We start from the raw sequence: 17,640 nt of genomic DNA on the forward strand, positions 1-17,640 counted from the left end.
AGAAGGTTAATCACAAGGCTAGATCCTCAGGTGTGAATGTCATCTTGAATGAACGATAGGGATTGAATTCGCTCGGTTTCAAGCCCTGCATTTCGGTTAAACGACCAATGTTCTTGACCGCTGCCACAGCCGAGCTGTCAAACGGACCGTCACCACTGGAGCGGGCTACGCTCACCGAGGTAATGGTGCCGTCCGGCAACATGCCGATCTGCAGGACCACCGTCATGTTCTTGCGCGCAGAAGGCGGACGTGCCCAGCCCTCGGCCGCACGTGCACGGATCAGGTCGTCGAAATCGCCGGCTACCTGGTCACCCTGCTCGTCAGCCAGGGCCTGCTGCCGTTCGGTGGTATCGGACAGAAGCTCGGCCAGGGCCTGGGCTTTCTTGTCTTCCGCCGCCTTGCGGGCTGCATCCTGTGCCTTCTTCTTGGCCGCATCAGCTGCGGCTTTCTTCTTGGCGTCTTCGGCGGCTTTCTTCTTCGCCTCTTCAGCCGTTGCTTTTTTCTTGGCGTCCTCGGCCGCCTTCTTCTTGGCGTCCTCGGCTGCTTTTTTCTTGGCTTCTTCAGCCGCCTGCTTCTTGGCCTCTTCGTCAGCCTTTTTCTTGGCTTCCTCTTCGGCCTTCTTCTTGGCGATGTCAGCCTGTTGCTTCTCGGCAGCCTTCTTCGCCTCTTCGGCTTTCTTGGCTTCGGCGGTTTTCTTCGCTTGCTCGGCCTTCTCGGCCTGTTCGGCTTTCTTCGCTTCAGCTTCGGCTCGCGCCTCTTCGGCCTTTTGAGCCGCTTCTTCTTTCTTTTGTTCCGCAGCCTTCACTGCCTGCTGCTCGACCTTCTTCTGTTCCATCTGTTCTTCTTCGGTTTGACGCGAAGCAGTCTTCTTGGCCTCACCGGCAATCTTCTGATTGGTCTGGGTGGTGGCCTGGCTCTTGGATTTGAGCTGGTACAGGGTTGCCTGGACAATAGGCTTGGCCGGCGGCAGCTCCGGGGTCATGGCAAAGCTGACGAACAGCATGCCGAACACCAGAACGTGCAGCGCAATGGCCCAGACACTGGGCCAGAAATAGCTTTCCGAGGCGGATGGCTCTCGCTGTTGCATCAGGGCGCCTCGGTAATCAGGCCAACGTTACCGACACCTGCCTTCTGCAACCCGCCCATGGCACCCATGACCGCGCCGTAGTCGACGGACTTGTCGCCACGGATGAAGACCTGGGTCTGCTTGCCCTGGTCACGGCCGGCGCTGATGATCTTGGTCACGGCGTCGGTCATTTGCGGCAAGGTCATGGCCTTGTCCATCTGCTTGTCGGTGTCGACTTCGCTGCCAAGGTTCCAGTAGTAGGTCTTGTCAGCCTTGATCGAAATGGTCAGGACCTGGGTGTTGTTGTCCTGCGGCAAGGCTTCACTGGAAACCTTGGGCAGGTCGACCTTCACGCCCTGGTTGAGCATCGGTGCGGTCACCATGAAAATCACCAGCAGTACCAGCATCACGTCGATGTATGGCACCACGTTCATTTCGGCGACCGGCTTGCGTTTGTGGCGAACTCGGGCCATGGGCTTTTACCTGATCACTCTTCGCTGGTGTGCACTTTACGGTGCAGGATGGCCTGGAACTCGTCGGCGAACGTGTAGTAACGGCCGATCAAGACTTCACTGCGGGCAGCGAAACGGTTGTAGGCAATAACCGCAGGGATCGCGGCGAACAGGCCGATCGCGGTGGCGATCAGGGCTTCGGCGATACCCGGGGCCACGGTGGCCAGGGTCGCTTGCTGCGCCGAGGCCAGGCCACGGAAGGAGTTCATGATGCCCCAGACGGTACCGAACAGGCCGATGTACGGGCTGGTGGAACCGACGGTGGCGAGGAACGGCAGGCTCTGCTCGAGCTTCTCTTCCTCGCGGGAGATGGCTACGCGCATGGCCCGGCCAACGCCTTCCATGACCGCGTCCGGGTCGACGCCTGGCTGTTGGCGCAGACGCGAGAACTCTTTGAAGCCGGCGCGGAACACCTGCTCTACACCCGAATCCGGGTCCGGGTTGCTGCCAGCCTGACGATACAGCTTGGACAGGTCGATACCCGACCAGAAGCGCTCTTCAAAGCTGTCCAGCGCACGACGACCGGCGCGCAGCATGGTGCTGCGCTGGAAAATCATGATCCATGACGTTACCGATGCGGCCACCAGAATCAGCATGACCAGCTGCACCACGATGCTGGCATTGCTGACCAGGCTCCACATGGAGGTATGGTCGACGACGTTAGCTTCCACGCTTAATCTCCTGCATTTGAATGAGTACCCGGATCGCCCGCCTCGGCAAAGGCCGCGCGCAGCGCTTGGGGGATGGCCCGGGGTTTGAAAGTATCGGCGCGCACACAGGCCACCAGGAACTGCCCCTCACAGAGCAGCGTTGCATCTTTTTCGCGCCACACCTGCTGCACGAAGCGCAGGCTGGCGCGGTTCAATTCAAGCACTTGCGCGGTAACCCGCAACTCGTCGTCCAGCCGCGCTGGCGCGTGATAGCGCGCCTCGCTGGAATGGACCACGAACAGCAGGTTGTCCTGCGCCAGTGCCGACTGGGCAAAGCCCAGGTCACGCAACCGCTCGGTGCGGGCACGTTCCATGAATTTCAGGTAATTGACGTAATACACCACGCCGCCGGCATCGGTATCTTCGTAATAGACACGACAACGATGTGCGAACGGCTCTAGCTCGTTTTGCGCGCGCATACTCTAGTGCTAACTCCTCAGCTTGCCAATCCGCCCCGGCAACTGTTTTTCATCGATTATGTCGTATTGCCAGCGCGACTGAGGCATGCCCGCGGATAGGACCACAGAAACGCTGGATAAATCTGTCATTCATCGGTCTGGGCGGAAAAACCCTCGCCGCTGATCGATTCGCCCAGGCGGTTGGGAATGTTCAGGCCGAAATGCAGGTAGGCATGCCGGGTCACCACCCTGCCCCGTGGCGTGCGCATGATGTAGCCCTGCTGGATCAGGTAGGGCTCGAGCACGTCTTCGATGGTGTGTCGCTCTTCGCTGATGGCCGCGGCCAGGCTGTCGACCCCCACCGGGCCGCCGTCGAACTTCTCGATCATGGTCAGCAGCAAGCGCCGGTCCTGATGATCGAAACCGCGCTCGTCGACGTCCAGCAGGTTCAGCGCCATGTCGGCCACCGGCTTGGTGATGTGGCCCTTGCCACGCACCTCGGCGTAGTCGCGCACCCGCCGCAGCAGGCGGTTGGCAATCCGTGGCGTGCCACGGGCGCGGCGGGCGATCTCGAAGGCACCTTCGTCTTCAATGGGCAGGCCGAGAATGCCACCGGAACGGCTGACGATGGTCGCCAGGTCCTCGGTGTTGTAGAACTCAAGGCGCTGGACGATGCCGAAGCGGTCACGCAGCGGGTTGGTCAGCATGCCGGCACGGGTGGTGGCGCCGACCAGGGTGAACGGCGGCAAGTCGAGCTTGATCGAACGCGCCGCCGGCCCCTCGCCGATCATGATGTCAAGCTGGAAGTCTTCCATGGCCGGGTACAGCACTTCTTCGACGATGGGCGACAGGCGATGGATTTCGTCGATGAACAGCACATCGTGCGGCTCAAGGTTGGTCAGCAACGCGGCCAGGTCACCCGGGCGTTCGAGGATCGGCCCGGAAGTGCTTTTGATCGACACGCCCATTTCCTGGGCAATGATATTGGCCAGGGTGGTCTTGCCCAGGCCCGGCGGACCGAAGATCAGGGTGTGGTCGAGGGATTCGTTGCGCCCGCGGGCGGCCTGGATGAACAGCGCCATCTGTTCACGCACCACCGGCTGGCCGATGTATTCGGCCAGGCGCAATGGGCGGATCGCCCGGTCCTGGACCTCTTCACGGTCGCGCCCGGTGGCGGCTATCAGTCGATCGGCTTCAATCACTTAGATCATTCCCTTCAGGCTGCGACGGATCAGCTCTTCGCTGCTCAGGCCCTTGGCATCCACGGCGGCGACCGCCTTGCTCGCTTCCTGGGGCTTGTAGCCCAGGGAAATCAGCGCGCTGACGGCGTCGGCCTCGGCGCTGGAAACGCTGGCAATCGGCAGTGGACCATTGGGCACAAGGGCAAACATGGCCGGGGAGGTTTCCCAGGCCTTGAAGCGGTCCTTGAGTTCGACCAGCAGGCGTTCGGCGGTCTTTTTACCAACCCCCGGCACCTTGACCAGGGCCGAAGCATCCTGGGCCTGGACACAGCGTACCAGTTCGTCGACCTCCAGGCCCGACATCAATGCCAGGGCCAGCTTGGGCCCCACGCCATTGAGGCGGATCAGCTCGCGAAACAGCTCGCGCTCGCGCTTTTCATGGAAGCCATACAGCAGGTGGGCGTCTTCGCGCACCACCAGGTGGGTGTGCAAGGTCACCACTTCGCCAACCTTGGGCAGGCGGTACAGGGTGGTCATCGGCACTTCGAGCTCATAGCCCAGGCCGTTGACGTCGACAATCAGGTGCGGCGGCTGTTTTTCAGCCAGGGTGCCGCGCAAACGTCCAATCACGTTCCGATCCTTCCTCATGGGTACCGGCAAGCGACCGGTCAACCCTAACAGCAAATGCAATGGCCGATGGCATTGCCCAGGCAAAATTTGTTTCAGCAGATGATGCTATCAGAGCCGCAAGCGCCCGCTGCGACTGCGCGCCGTGCCCAGGCCGTGTGGCACCAGGCTTGAGCGGGTATGGGCATGGCACAAGGCGATGGCCAGGGCGTCGGAGGCATCGATCTGCGGCTTTTGCGTCAGTTTCAGCAGGTGCATGACCATCATCTGCACCTGCTCCTTATTGGCCCCACCGGTGCCGGCCACCGCCTGCTTGACCTGGGTGGCGCTGTACTCGGCGATTTCCAGGCCTTCTTCGATAGCCGCGACGATCGCCGCGCCGCGGGCCTGGCCGAGCTTGAGCGCCGAGTCGGCGTTGCGCGCCATGAACACCCGCTCGATGCCCATGGTCACCGGGCCGTGCTGGCGGATGATTTCGCGCACGCCGCGAAAGACGATCTGCAGACGCTCCGGCAGCTCGCCGGCGCCGGTACGGATGCAGCCCGAAGCCACGTACTCGCAACCCCGCCCACTATGGCGCACCACGCCATAGCCGGTAATGCGCGAGCCGGGGTCGATGCCAAGAATCAGAGTCATACGTCTTTGCGCCATAGTAAAAACAGAAGCCGGACCGGCTCGCAGGTGCAATGCAACTGCAGGCAGATCCGGCCTCGGGCCGGTAGGAGCGGGCTTGCCCCGCGATTGCGCACTACCACCCAATCGCATCGCGAGGCAAGCTCGCTCCCACCTAAATGAACAACTTGAGACTAGCCGAGCTGTTCCATGACTTCGTCAGGAATTTCGGCATTGGAGTAGACGTTCTGTACGTCGTCCAGGTCTTCAAGCATGTCGATCAGCTTGAGCACCTTCTGTGCGCCGTCCAGGTCGAGTTCGGCGCTGGTGGTCGGCTGCATGACGATTTCCGCGTCAGCGGCCTTGAAACCGGCCTCTTCCAGGGCGTTGCGCACGGCATAGAAGCTGTTGAACGAGGTAAACACGTCGAACGAACCGTCCTCGTTGCTGACCACGTCGTCGGCATCGGCTTCCATCGCCGCTTCCATCAGCGCGTCTTCATCGACGCCGGCGGCGAAGCTGATCTGCCCCTTGCGCTCGAACAGGTAAGCCACCGAACCGTCGGTGCCGAGGTTGCCGCCGCATTTGCTGAAGGCATGACGCACAGCGGCGGCGGTACGGTTGCGGTTGTCGGTCATGGCCTCGACCATGATCGCCACGCCGCCCGGGCCGTAACCTTCGTAGCTGAGCTCTTCGACGTTGTCGGCTTCGGCCGTACCAGCACCGCGGGCAACCGCCCGGTCGATGATGTCGCGGCTCATGTTCGCCCCCAGCGCCTTGTCCAGGGCCAGGCGCAAGCGCGGGTTGGAGGCAGGATCGCCGCCGCCCTGCTTGGCGGCAACGGTCAGCTCACGAATCCACTTGGTGAAGATCTTGCCTCGCTTGGCATCCTGGCGCTCTTTGCGGTGCTTGATGTTTGCCCACTTGGAATGACCTGCCATAACGCACTCCGAATCCTTTGTAACAATGCCACGCCGCGGCCGCGCTCACGCCCGGCCGAGACCTTTAAATTCATGCGCCTTAACGCAAAGGCGCATCCATCTGGATGCGCCCGGGGCCTGCTTACTCAGCCTTGGGCTGTTCGCGCAGACGGATATGCAACTCACGCAGGGCCTTGGCATCGACCAAGCCAGGGGCCTGGGTCATGACGCACGCGGCGCTCTGGGTTTTCGGGAAGGCAATGACTTCGCGAATCGACTGGGCGCCGGTCATCAGCATCACCAGACGGTCAAGGCCGAAGGCCAGGCCGCCGTGCGGCGGTGCGCCGAACTTCAGGGCGTCGAGCAGGAAGCCGAACTTCTCTTCCTGTTCAGCCGCTTCGATACCCAGCAGACGGAAGACCGCCTGTTGCATCTCTTTGCGGTGGATACGGATCGAACCGCCACCCAGCTCGGTACCGTTGAGGACCATGTCGTAAGCACGCGACAGCGCAGTGGCCGGGTTGGCCTCGAGCTCTTCGGGGCTGCATTTTGGCGCGGTGAACGGGTGGTGCAGCGCGGTGAAGCTGCCGTCGTCGTTCTCTTCGAACATCGGGAAGTCAACCACCCACATCGGGGCCCACTCGCAGGTGAGCAGGTTGAAATCGTTACCGACCTTGATACGCAGGGCGCCCAGCGCCTCGCTGACAATCTTGGCCTTGTCGGCGCCGAAGAACACGATGTCGCCATCGACCGCACCAACGCGATCGAGGATCACGTTGAGGTTGGCCTCAGGGATGTTCTTGACGATCGGAGACTGCAGGCCTTCAACGCCCTTGGCGCGCTCGTTGACCTTGATGTAGGCCAGGCCCTTGGCACCGTAGATGCCGACGAACTTGGTGTACTCGTCGATGCGGCTGCGCGGCATGCTCGCGCCACCTGGCACGCGCAGGGCGGCAACACGGCTCTTCGGATCGTTGGCCGGGCCGCTGAACACCTTGAATTCGACGTCCTTGAGCTGGTCGGCAACGTCGACCAGTTCCAGCGGGTTACGCAGGTCAGGCTTGTCGGAACCGTAGCGGCGCATGGCTTCTTCGAAGGTCATGTGCGGGAATTCACCGAATTCCAGGTCCAGGACTTCCTTGAACAGCTTGCGGATCATGCTTTCGGTCAGGCCCATGATCTCGGACTCATCGAGGAAGCTGGTCTCGATGTCGATCTGGGTGAATTCCGGCTGACGGTCGGCGCGCAGGTCTTCGTCACGGAAGCACTTGGCGATCTGGTAGTAGCGGTCGAAACCGGCAACCATCAGCAGCTGCTTGAACAGCTGGGGCGATTGCGGCAGGGCGAAGAAGCTGCCGGCGTGGGTACGGCTCGGCACCAGGTAGTCACGCGCGCCCTCAGGGGTGGCACGGGTGAGGATCGGCGTTTCGACGTCGAGGAAGCCGTTTTCGTCGAGGAAGCGACGGATGCTGGTGGTGATGCGCGAACGCAGACGCAGCTTCTCGGCCATCTCTGGACGACGCAGGTCGATGAAGCGATAGCGCAGGCGGGTTTCTTCGCCAACGTCGGAGTATTCGTTGAGCGGGAACGGCGGGGTTTCCGCTTCGTTCAGCACGGTCAGCTCATAACCCAACACTTCGATGGCACCCGAGGCCATGTTGGCGTTGACTGCGCCAGCCGGACGCGGACGCACCTTGCCGGTAATCTGCACCACGTATTCGCTGCGCACGCGGTCGGCGGCGGCGAAGCTTTCTGCGCGATCCGGGTCGAAAACGACCTGGGCCATGCCTTCGCGATCACGGATATCGAGGAAAATCACCCCGCCGTGGTCGCGGCGACGATGGACCCATCCGCAAAGGGTAATTTCCTGACCTTCCAGGCTCTCGTTCAGTTGGCCGCAATAATGGCTGCGCATCATGATGGTGGTTTCGCTTCTCGTCATTCGTATGTTCAGTGGAGGCCTTGCAGCCCCAAAGGGCTAATAGTGCAAGACCCTGCCGGTGCAATCAACTCAGTCGGCCTTGTCGCCGCCTGCCAGGTTCTTTTTCGCACCGGTCTTGAAGTCGGTTTCGTACCAGCCGGTACCACCCAGGCGGAAGCCCGGGGCCGAAATCAGCTTCTTCAGCGCTGGCTGCTCACACGCCGGGCAATCGGTCAGCGGCGCGGCGCTGAGCTTCTGGAGGACTTCCAACTGGTGGTTGCAGGAAGCACATTGATAGTCGTACATGGGCATAGGCGTGTCTCGTTAACCACAGCGCAGGCTGGTTCGGGCAGTAAAGCGCGGGATTATATATGGTTAAGGAGTGCTGTGCAGCCCGGCAACCGACTAGCGTGCCACTGGCAAGCCGAGCAAATAGACCACGCAGACCACGCGGATCAGCCCGCTGAAATTTTTTACCCCGCCATGACGCAGGTGTACCTCACGGTCGATGTAAGACAACACGGCATTGACCGAGCACTGATTGGCCTTGGCGATGCGTTCAAGAATAGTCCAGTAGATCTCTTCCAGGCGCAGACAGGTGGCAAAGCCGTTGAGGCGCACCGACCGCGACAGCGGCTGGGCCAGGCCCATGTTGAAATTGGCCTCGAAAGGGTCGACGCCATCCTTGTGCGGCACGCAGGCTACGCGCCCCGTGCGATTCATCCATGCCGACATAGTCGTACCACGCCACTGTTTAACCGGGAAACAAACCCGCGTGCGTTATGCACGCGGGAACATGCCCTTAATAAAGCGCTGTGTAACGTGGCGGTGCCAGCAGACACCCTAACTCTGAATGTAGGAATACTCGGCACTGGAGCCGGTACTTTAAAACACCGGAAAGTGCTTCCGTACTAACTGAAATGCCCGAACTTCGCACAAAAGTTCGGGCATTCGAATAACAGGGTTAAATCTGCCGGTTACTTGCCTTCAAGTAGCGAGCGCAGCATCCAGGCGGTTTTTTCATGCACCTGCATGCGCTGGGTCAGCAGGTCAGCCGTCGGCTCGTCGCTGACCTTGTCGAGCAGCGGGAAAATGCTGCGCGCCGTGCGGGTTACCGCCTCCTGGCCTTCGACCAGTTGTTTGATCATTTCGTCAGCAGGCGGCACGCCCTCTTCTTCCTTAATAGAAGAAAGCCGCGCGTAGATCGAGTACGCCCCGGGTGCCGGGAAGCCCAGCGCGCGAATACGCTCGGCGATCGAGTCGACCGCCAGGGCCAGTTCGTTGTACTGCTCTTCGAACATCAGGTGCAAGGTACGAAACGCAGGGCCAGTGACGTTCCAGTGAAAGTTGTGGGTCTTCAGATAAAGTACGTAGGTATCCGACAACAGGCGCGACAAACCATCGACGATGGACTTGCGATCTTCTTCGCTGATACCGATATCGATTGCCATGTAGTTCCCCTTTCCTTAGTGCTTGCTGATCAAGCCGGTACAAACCACTGTACCAAGAGTTTTCCACCCCTGCAGCCTCATGCCTGCGACACAAGGCTGCAGGCCGCGCGACACACGGTTGGCCGCTGATTTGAGAAGCCCGGGGCTTTGCTGTTAAATAGGCAGCGTGCCGCCCGCGCCGATTGTCATTGCCCGGGCGCATAGGCTGGCCTTCTCACGTTTTTGCGCTTTTTTACCCGTGCGCGCCGTGAAGCCAGCTCTTCCTGTGATCCGCCTTATCAATGTGAGCCAACCAACATGTTCAAGATCGTCCACCTGTTGACGGGCGTTGCAGCTTTGCTGCTGTCCTTCATACCCAGCCTCAGAACCGAAGCCATACCCTTCCTGCAGCAACCGGAGGCGGTTTACCTGGCGCTTTTCGGCCTGCTTAACCTGCTCATCGCTCCTGTGCTCGCACAGCACTACCGGGGCGTGCGCCAGCAACTGCAGCGCGCTGCCAGTGCCTTGCTGGTGCTTACCGTGATCCTGCAGACCGTGACCTTGCTGGCCCGTCCGGAGCTTGGCAACCTGCCAGCCCTGGCTTGCGCCCTGCTGGCCACCATCCTGCACTTGATTGCCGGTTTTGCCAAAAGCGCTGTGGCCCGTAGCCAGAACACCCAGTACGACATGTCCAATCGCGATACCGGCACGGTGAAGTGGTTCAACACGTCCAAGGGTTTCGGCTTTATCTCCCGCGATTCGGGCGATGACATCTTCGTCCACTTCCGCGCCATTCGCGGCGAAGGCCACCGGGTGCTGGTCGAAGGCCAGCGCGTGGAGTTCTCGGTGATGAACCGCGACAAGGGCCTGCAGGCCGAAGACGTGATCGCCGCCCCACGGCGCTGATCAGCAGCAACAAAAAAACCGCGACGGCATCACTGCCCATCGCGGTTTTTTTTCGCCCCCGAATCAGTAATGCGGCGGCGGTGCCTCTTCTTCACTGGCCTCGTACTGGCCGACCATCTCTTCATAGCGCTTGAGCAGTGCTGCCATCTGCAACTGCAGGCGCTCAACGACGCGCTGCTGTTCGACCAGCACATCATTCAAGGCCAGCAGGGTATCGTCCTGAAAGGCCAGCCGGCTTTCCAACTCGGTCACGCGCGCTTCAAGGGTCATGATTCAAGCCTCCGCGAACTGAAAATCGTCAACCAATACCTCGGCCAGGCGCAAACGGATCTCAGCCACCTGTTGTGGCGCATATTCAATTGCAGGTTTATTGCCCCACACAGGTGCCGGCCAGGCCGGATCAGAACGATGACGAACAATCACATGCATATGTAGCTGGCTAACTACATTGCCGAGGGTTGCCACGTTCATTTTGTCGGCGGCAAAGACGTCCTTGAGGATCTGGGCCAGGGCGTTAGTTTCTTTCCAGAGTTGCTGCTGATCGCTGTCATCAAGTTGAAACAATTCGCTGATTTCGGCCCGACGCGGCACCAGGATAAACCAGGGATAGTTGCCATCCCTACTCAGCAACAGACGACAAAGAGGAAAGTCCCCCAGGCAAAAGGTGTCTTGTTGAAGACGTTGATCCAGAACAAACACTACGAAATCTCCTACAACAGCTTAATACCTTGCTCACACGACCCTCCGTGAGCCACTGCCAGCAGGATACTCCTGATCGCTCGTCGGGGCATTGCCTGCTGCCTTATTAATGAAGCAATGCACCGAATTAGCCCCTTCCCCTCACCCAAAAGGCCTAGGCGTACGTCGGTGTTACGCTGCCCGGGCAAGGAAACGCTACTTTTCGCACCAAAATGAAGCCGTCCGTCGGCGTTTCGCCCAGTGAACATCCACAAACTACTCAGCTTTAGCCTTCAACGGTAACGCTTTGACTTTACGGGCAACTTTTGCCCTTATTCCAACGGGATCGGCCACGGCGAACCAAAAGTTCTTTGACCCCCGGTTTATCGGCACCTGAGGCCCCTGCGGTGGTGGAAAAGTGAAAATTTCGTGAAGCTGTTCGATTTTGTGCACGCTTGTTGCATTGTCATCCGCCACGGTCGGCACGCCCTCTGCACTGATGCAGCGAGCGGCGACAAATAACAACAGCTGCATGGGTTAACCAGGGAGTTTCGGGGGGCAGGGGCTAGATTGTTTTTACCTATCCTTAATCCGCTTGAAACAGCGCTGGAGTTGTACGGCCCGCGAAACCCGGGGCGTGGTTTGCGACAAGGACATAACTGTTAGCGACATGACCGTAAAGTTACCGAAAGGTTCTCGACAGGCATATCGCCAACGCCGGTCAGCGTGATATACATTTCCGCCGACACAAAAAGAAAGAGCCGCGCTGTATAAAAAAACCAAACAGCGACGGCAGTACTCTTCCTAAAAACCAAAGGAGCAAATCACGATGCGCGTGATGAAGTGGAGCATAATCGCCCTGGCTGTTGCAGCCGGCACCTCGCAATTGGCAGTGGCCTCTTCTCAGGATGAGTCCAAGGGTTTTGTTGAAGACAGCAAACTCAATGTCAAAACCCGCATGCTGTACTTTAGCCGTGACTTCCGTAACGTGCCTAACGGCGACCAAAGCCGCGTTGAAGAAACCGGCCTGGGCTTCCTCGGCACCTACCAGTCGGGCTTTACCCAAGGCACCGTAGGTTTCGGTGTCGACGCCATCGGCATGCTCGGCCTGAAACTGGACAGCGGCAAAGGTCGCGCCGGCACCGGCCAGTTCCCGCTGGGCGCAGATGGCCGTTCGCAGGACTCGTTCTCCGAAGGTGGCGCGGCGGTCAAGTTCCGCATCTCCGACACCGTGCTGAAGTACGGCACCCAGTTCACCGCCCTGCCGGTTCTGGCAACCGACGACAGCCGCCTGCTGCCTGAAACCGTCGAAGGTTTCCTGGTGACCAGCAAGGAAATCAAAGGCCTTGAGCTGAATGCCGGTCACTTCACCGCCCTGAATGCTCAATCGCAGTCCTACCACGACAGCATCGGTGGCAAGAACCGCACTACCGGGATCAAGAACCCTGGCCTGACCCAGGCTGACGTGTTCGGCGGCACCTATGCCTTCACCGACACCCTGAGCACCAGCCTCTACTACTCCAAGGTCGAAGACTACTGGCGTAAATACTACGCCAACGTCAACTGGGCACTGCCGATCAACGACAACCAAGGCCTGGTGTTCGACTTCAACATCTATGACACCAAGAGCGACGGCAAGGCCAACGTTACCGCCTTCGATGGTGACAAACTTGATAACCGTGCGTTCAGCCTGTCGGGCGCCTACAACATTGGCGCGCACACCTTCACCCTGGCCTACCAGAAGGTTACCGGTGACGGCGACTATGCCTACGGCATCGACGGCGGCGGCACCATTTTCCTGGCCAACTCCATCGCTCGTTCCGACTTCAACGCCGAAGACGAGAAATCCTACCAGGCACGTTACGACCTGAACTTCGCCGAATACGGCGTTCCAGGCCTGAGCTTCATGACCCGTTATGTCAAGGGTACCGGCGCCAACGTCACTGGCACCGACAACGGCAAGGAATGGGAACGCGACATCGAGGCCAAGTACGTTCTGCAGGAAGGTCCGGCAAAAGACCTGAGCCTGCGTGTACGTCAAGCCACCTACCGTTCGGGTGACGGCGTTTACTACGGTTCGCCATCGATCGACGAACTGCGCCTGATCGTCGAGTACCCGCTGAGCATCCTGTAAGCCTCGGGCTTTCAGTATCCCCAGTACGAAAGGGCCCGGCACTGCCGGGCTTTTTCTTGTCTGAATTCGGGCTGACAACGCCTTCGTGCTCCGGCATCCTGTACGCCACCGAATCGCCCCCGTACAATGCGGGGTCATTTAAAGTCTTAAGCAACCGACAACGGCCTACCATGCGCACCAGTCAATATTTGCTCGCAACTCAAAAAGAAACCCCTTCCGACGCGGTCGTCATCAGCCACCAGCTGATGCTGCGTGCCGGCATGATCCGCAAGCTCGCATCCGGCCTTTATACCTGGCTGCCGATGGGCCTGCGGGTAATGCGCAAGGTCGAAGCCGTGGTCCGCGAGGAAATGAACGCCGCTGGCGCCCTTGAAGTGCTGATGCCGGCCATCCAGCCTGCCGAGCTGTGGCAGGAATCCGGCCGCTGGGAACAGTACGGCCCGGAGCTGCTGCGCCTCAAAGACCGTCACGGTCGCGAGTTCTGCGTGGGCCCGACCCACGAAGAGGTCATCACCGACCTCGCCCGCAACGAGCTCAACAGCTATAAACAGCTGCCGCTGAACATGTACCAGATCCAGACCAAGTTCCGTGACGAGATCCGTCCGCGCTTCGGCCTGATGCGTGGTCGCGAGTTCATCATGAAGGACGCCTACTCCTTCCATGCCGATCCGGCTTCCCTGCAGCAAACCTACGATCGCATGCACCTGGCGTACAGCAACATCTTTACCCGCCTGGGCCTGGACTTCCGCCCAGTGCAGGCTGACACCGGCTCGATCGGTGGCAGCTACTCCCACGAATTCCACGTGCTGGCCGAGTCCGGTGAAGACGATGTGATCTTCAGCGACAGCTCCGACTACGCCGCCAACATCGAGAAGGCCGAAGCCATCCCACGGGAAACCGTGCGCCCGGCGCCGACCGAAGAGCTGCGCCTGGTCGACACCCCGGACGCCAAGACCATCACCCAGCTGGTCGACAACTATGGCCTGGCGATCGAAAAGACCGTCAAGACCCTGATCGTCCACGCCGCCGAAGAAGGCAAGCTGATTGCCCTGATCGTCCGTGGCGACCACGAGCTCAATGAAATCAAAGCTGCCAACCTGGCAGAAGTTGCCAGCCCGCTGGTCATGGCCAGCGACGAAGAGCTGCGCGACGCCATTGGCGCCGGCGCCGGTTCCCTCGGCCCGCTGAACCTGCCGCTGCCATGCATCATCGACCGCTCGGTTGCGCTGATGAGCGACTTCGGCATCGGTGCCAACATCGACGACAAACACTACTTCGGCGTCAACTGGGAGCGCGACCTGCCAGTTCCGCAAGTGGCCGACCTGCGCAACGTCGTCGAGGGCGACCCAAGCCCGGATGGCAAGGGCACCCTGGTGATCAAGCGCGGCATCGAAGTCGGGCACATCTTCCAGCTCGGCACCAAGTACAGCGAGGCACTCAAGTGCCAGGTACTGGGCGAGAACGGCAAGCCGGTAACCCTGAGCATGGGTTGCTACGGTATCGGCGTATCGCGTGTGGTGGCTGCGGCCATCGAGCAGAACTACGACGAAAACGGCATCATCTGGAGCGATACCCTGGCACCCTTCCAGATCGCCCTGGTGCCGCTGCGCTACGAGACCGAACAGGTTCGCGAAGCCACCGACAAGCTGTATGCCGAGCTGACCGCTGCCGGCTTCGAAGTGCTGCTGGACGACCGCGACAAGAAGACCAGCCCGGGGATCAAGTTCGCCGACATGGAACTGATCGGCATCCCGCACCGCATCGTCATCAGCGACCGCGGCCTGGCCGACGGCAACCTGGAATACAAGCACCGCACCGAGCGTGACGCACAGCCGCTGCCAGTGGCCGAGGTGCTGTCGTTCCTGCAAGCCCGCATTCGTCGCTAAGCCAACGCAAGAGTAATCATGTTCAAGCGAAGTACCATCAACCTGGGGGGCGCCGCACTGTGCGGCGCCCTGCTCCTCAGCGGTTGCGCCAACCAGATGTCCCAGCGCAGCGAGCACGAGGAGCGCATCGAGCGCAAGCTGCTCGAACACAGCCTGCAGATCGATGTTGGGGACCCCAAGGTACTCGAGCTGCCGCAACGGCGTGTGCGCATCCACGAACAGAAAAACTTCGAAGTCACCGAGTTCGAGGTTACCCGTCGCTACGATCGCTACACGCCTTACCAACCCTGGCGCGAAGTCTATGAGATTCCGCTGGGTGCGGTGGCGGTGGTGGCCGGTGTCGGCGCCAACGTGGTCAATGTCTTTGCCCTGGGCAACCTGCCCGACAGCGTGACCCATGACTGGTTGAGCTATGGCTTCGACGGCCTCAACCCGTTCATGAACGCCCAGTCCAACGGTCGTGCCCAGCAGAACCTGGCGGGCATCACCGAAGTGCAAAAGGACAAGCGCCAGGAATACACCAGCGTCCCCTGGAGCGAGCGGCCGGTGTCGGTCAAGGCCGGCAAGATCGACCATGAGCTGACCACCGACCGCAATGGCGTGCTGCACCTGAACCTGCTCGACAGCCCGTTCAGCGAGCAGAACCTGACCCACATCGGCACCCTGCACCTGCAGGTGGTCGATGAAGACAACAACGTGCGTGGCGATGCCAGCCTGCTGATCAGCGCCGGCCTGCGCGGCAAACTGGTGGAAGCCCACGAACTGATTTTCGATGATCTGGAAGACGACGAAGTCAGCCAGTGGGTGCATCGGGTCAAGCGCCTGTCGGAGCTGGGCCTGGAAGAAGAAGCCAGTGAACTGGAGCAAAGCCTGATCGAGCTGACCCGCAACGATCCGGAGCTGCAACAGGAATTCCTTAAGTCGCTGACCAAGGACGCCGGCCGCCTGGTTGCCGACCCTGGCGCGCACTGACCTTCGCTGTACCCGGAGAGCGCCAGCCTGCTGGCGCTGCCCTCCTCACTCCCGAGTGAACAGCTCCAGCTGTTCATGCGCACCGCGCAAATCCTGCAAGCGCACACCAATCCCCAACAGCCTCACCGGCTTGCCGCCACGGGCAAAGGCCTGGCTGAGCAAGTGTTGATAGCTGCCCAGGTCACGCCCCGCCCCTGACTGCTCAAGGGTGGTCTGGCTGAAATCATGGAACTTCACTTTGACGAACGGCTTGCCCGGGCGATAACTGTCGTCGATGCGGGCCATGCGCCCGGCCAGGGTTTCCATCAGCTCCGGGAGTTTTTCCAGGCAACTGGCCAGGTCAGGCAGATCGGTGTCGTAGGTGTTTTCGACACTGACCGACTGACGCCGGCTGTCATTTTGCACCGGACGGTCATCGATACCCCGCGCCAGCCCCCACAACCGCTCACCAAAACTGCCGAATTCACGGGCCAGGGCCAGGCGACTCCAGTCGCGCAACTCCAGGCAGGTGATGATGCCCAGGCGGCCCATCTTGTCGGCGGTGACCTTGCCTACGCCATGCAGCTTGCTCACCGGCAAGGCAGCCACGAAGTCTTCGACTTCATTCGGAGTGACCACAAACAGGCCATTGGGCTTGCGCCAGTCGCTGGCGATCTTGGCCAGGAATTTGTTCGGCGCCACGCCAGCCGACACAGTGATATGCAACTGTTGGGCAACCCGACGGCGAATATCGGCGGCAATCCGTGTAGCGCTGCCCGCAAACCAGGAACTGTCCGACACATCCAGGTAAGCCTCGTCCAGCGACAAGGGCTCGATCAGGTCAGTGTATTCGCGAAAGATGCCGTGAATTTCCCGCGAGGCTTCTTTATAGGCATCCATGCGCGGCTTGACGATCAGCAGGTCCGGGCACAGCTTGAGGGCATGGTGCGAAGACATCGCCGAACGCACGCCGAACGCCCGCGCCTCATAGTTGCAGGTAGCGATCACCCCGCGCCGCTCCGCCGAACCGCCCACCGCCAGCGGCCGCCCGACCAGACGCGGGTCGTCGCGCATTTCGATGGCGGCGTAGAAGCAATCGCAGTCGATATGGATGATCTTGCGTTGAGACATAGGGAGCGTAAGAACAGGTTTAAAGTGATGTAAGCAGTATCTCACCCGCTAGCGGCCCATGCATCACAACTAATTCATTCCCCCCCGGAACCTCTGCAAGGCCCGCCCTTGCTGCCTTGCAGCCCTTTTCAGCGGCGCTAAGCGATTGAAGGAGAAAGGATTTCTGCAAACAGGCTATTGACAGCCCCGGGCAAAACTGTAGAATCTCATCTCACAGGCGCGGGATGGAGCAGCCTGGTAGCTCGTCGGGCTCATAACCCGAAGGTCGTCGGTTCAAATCCGGCTCCCGCAACCAGATTCAGGAAAGGCCACTCTCACGAGTGGCCTTTTTCTTTGCCCGGAATAAAGCCCCAGGTAATTTTTTATTGTAAATCAACAATTAAGCGTTGACAGCCAAGCTCAACGCTGTAGAATCCGCCCCACAGACGCGGGATGGAGCAGTCTGGTAGCTCGTCGGGCTCATAACCCGAAGGTCGTCGGTTCAAATCCGGCTCCCGCAACCAAACAACAGAAAAGGCCACTTTGAAAAAAGTGGCCTTTTTTGCGTCTGCCTTCCAGCTAATCAGCCCGCCCCCTG

Annotated in this window: 20 protein-coding genes and 2 tRNA genes; 6 read left to right on the forward strand and 16 right to left on the reverse strand. The window is 60.2% G+C overall.

All coding sequences use genetic code 11. The features are described from left to right. Positions 1-10: 10 nt before the first annotated feature. The 12 genes from tolA to UB48_RS00825 form a co-directional block, all read right to left on the reverse strand. Entirely contained in the window at positions 11-1,087 is a 1,077-nt protein-coding gene (tolA, locus tag UB48_RS00770; protein WP_045193536.1) for a cell envelope integrity protein TolA, read from the reverse strand. Then, positions 1,087-1,539 (reverse strand): protein TolR, encoded by a 453-nt coding sequence (gene tolR / locus UB48_RS00775; RefSeq protein ID WP_045193537.1) that lies wholly within the window; start codon positions 1,537-1,539, stop codon positions 1,087-1,089. The genes tolA and tolR overlap by 1 nt, the downstream gene beginning before the upstream one ends. Positions 1,540-1,553: 14 nt before the next feature. After that, positions 1,554-2,249 (reverse strand): protein TolQ, encoded by a 696-nt coding sequence (tolQ, locus tag UB48_RS00780; RefSeq protein ID WP_010223192.1) that lies wholly within the window; start codon positions 2,247-2,249, stop codon positions 1,554-1,556. A 2-nt stretch (positions 2,250-2,251) separates the two neighbouring features. Beyond that, entirely contained in the window at positions 2,252-2,707 is a 456-nt protein-coding gene (gene ybgC / locus UB48_RS00785; protein WP_045193538.1) for a tol-pal system-associated acyl-CoA thioesterase, read from the reverse strand. Positions 2,708-2,832: 125 nt separating this feature from the next. Next, positions 2,833-3,888 (reverse strand): Holliday junction branch migration DNA helicase RuvB, encoded by a 1,056-nt coding sequence (gene ruvB / locus UB48_RS00790; RefSeq protein ID WP_045193539.1) that lies wholly within the window; start codon positions 3,886-3,888, stop codon positions 2,833-2,835. Beyond that, the gene (gene ruvA / locus UB48_RS00795) at positions 3,889-4,497 is read right to left on the reverse strand and encodes a Holliday junction branch migration protein RuvA (RefSeq protein ID WP_010223195.1); all 609 of its coding nucleotides are present in this window, start codon (positions 4,495-4,497) and stop codon (positions 3,889-3,891) included. Between the two features lie 108 nt (positions 4,498-4,605). Further along, entirely contained in the window at positions 4,606-5,130 is a 525-nt protein-coding gene (ruvC, locus tag UB48_RS00800; RefSeq protein WP_045193540.1) for a crossover junction endodeoxyribonuclease RuvC, read from the reverse strand. A gap of 170 nt (positions 5,131-5,300) precedes the next feature. Beyond that, positions 5,301-6,047, reverse strand: coding sequence for a YebC/PmpR family DNA-binding transcriptional regulator (locus UB48_RS00805; RefSeq protein WP_045193541.1), 747 nt, complete (start codon positions 6,045-6,047; stop codon positions 5,301-5,303). Positions 6,048-6,168: 121 nt separating this feature from the next. Then, entirely contained in the window at positions 6,169-7,944 is a 1,776-nt protein-coding gene (gene aspS, locus UB48_RS00810; protein WP_045193709.1) for an aspartate--tRNA ligase, read from the reverse strand. A 93-nt stretch (positions 7,945-8,037) separates the two neighbouring features. Beyond that, positions 8,038-8,259 carry an FmdB family zinc ribbon protein gene (locus UB48_RS00815; RefSeq protein ID WP_045193542.1) on the reverse strand — a complete coding sequence of 74 codons (222 nt, stop codon included), beginning with the start codon at positions 8,257-8,259 and terminating at the stop codon, positions 8,038-8,040. 93 nt (positions 8,260-8,352) lie between these two features. Beyond that, entirely contained in the window at positions 8,353-8,682 is a 330-nt protein-coding gene (locus tag UB48_RS00820; protein WP_045193543.1) for a ribbon-helix-helix domain-containing protein, read from the reverse strand. 242 nt (positions 8,683-8,924) lie between these two features. Further along, positions 8,925-9,398: a Dps family protein gene (locus UB48_RS00825; protein ID WP_045193544.1), complete on the reverse strand. Its 474-nt coding sequence runs from the start codon at positions 9,396-9,398 to the stop codon at positions 8,925-8,927. Between the two features lie 297 nt (positions 9,399-9,695). Between UB48_RS00825 and UB48_RS28140 the strand changes: the two genes are divergently transcribed. After that, positions 9,696-10,283, forward strand: coding sequence for a cold-shock protein (locus UB48_RS28140; protein WP_045193545.1), 588 nt, complete (start codon positions 9,696-9,698; stop codon positions 10,281-10,283). 63 nt (positions 10,284-10,346) lie between these two features. On the opposite strand, the gene UB48_RS00835 is transcribed toward UB48_RS28140, so the two are convergent. From UB48_RS00835 to UB48_RS27625, 3 genes are all read right to left on the reverse strand, one after another. Further along, a complete protein-coding gene (locus UB48_RS00835) occupies positions 10,347-10,553 on the reverse strand; it encodes a SlyX family protein (protein ID WP_038996659.1) in 207 nt (68 codons plus the stop codon). 3 nt (positions 10,554-10,556) lie between these two features. Next, a complete protein-coding gene (locus UB48_RS00840) occupies positions 10,557-10,982 on the reverse strand; it encodes an HIT domain-containing protein (protein ID WP_045193546.1) in 426 nt (141 codons plus the stop codon). Between the two features lie 255 nt (positions 10,983-11,237). After that, positions 11,238-11,495: a hypothetical protein gene (locus tag UB48_RS27625; protein ID WP_156160148.1), complete on the reverse strand. Its 258-nt coding sequence runs from the start codon at positions 11,493-11,495 to the stop codon at positions 11,238-11,240. 295 nt (positions 11,496-11,790) lie between these two features. On the opposite strand from UB48_RS27625, the gene UB48_RS00845 reads away from it, so the two are divergent. From UB48_RS00845 to UB48_RS00855, 3 genes are all read left to right on the forward strand, one after another. Then, positions 11,791-13,095, forward strand: a complete 1,305-nt coding sequence (locus UB48_RS00845; protein ID WP_045193547.1) for an OprD family porin — start codon at positions 11,791-11,793, stop codon at positions 13,093-13,095. 170 nt (positions 13,096-13,265) lie between these two features. Beyond that, entirely contained in the window at positions 13,266-14,981 is a 1,716-nt protein-coding gene (locus UB48_RS00850) for a proline--tRNA ligase (RefSeq protein ID WP_045193549.1), read from the forward strand. An 18-nt stretch (positions 14,982-14,999) separates the two neighbouring features. Continuing rightward, entirely contained in the window at positions 15,000-15,953 is a 954-nt protein-coding gene (locus UB48_RS00855) for a lipoprotein (protein WP_045193550.1), read from the forward strand. A gap of 45 nt (positions 15,954-15,998) precedes the next feature. On the opposite strand, the gene dinB is transcribed toward UB48_RS00855, so the two are convergent. Continuing rightward, the gene (gene dinB / locus UB48_RS00860) at positions 15,999-17,063 is read right to left on the reverse strand and encodes a DNA polymerase IV (RefSeq protein WP_045193551.1); all 1,065 of its coding nucleotides are present in this window, start codon (positions 17,061-17,063) and stop codon (positions 15,999-16,001) included. 218 nt (positions 17,064-17,281) lie between these two features. On the opposite strand from dinB, the gene UB48_RS00865 reads away from it, so the two are divergent. Beyond that, positions 17,282-17,358: transfer RNA gene (locus UB48_RS00865), tRNA-Met, on the forward strand. Between the two features lie 131 nt (positions 17,359-17,489). Beyond that, a tRNA-Met gene (locus UB48_RS00870) sits at positions 17,490-17,566 on the forward strand. Positions 17,567-17,640 lie beyond the last annotated feature (74 nt).

This window comes from Pseudomonas sp. 2(2015) (genome assembly GCF_000955865.1).
Classification (GTDB): Bacteria; Pseudomonadota; Gammaproteobacteria; order Pseudomonadales; family Pseudomonadaceae; genus Aquipseudomonas.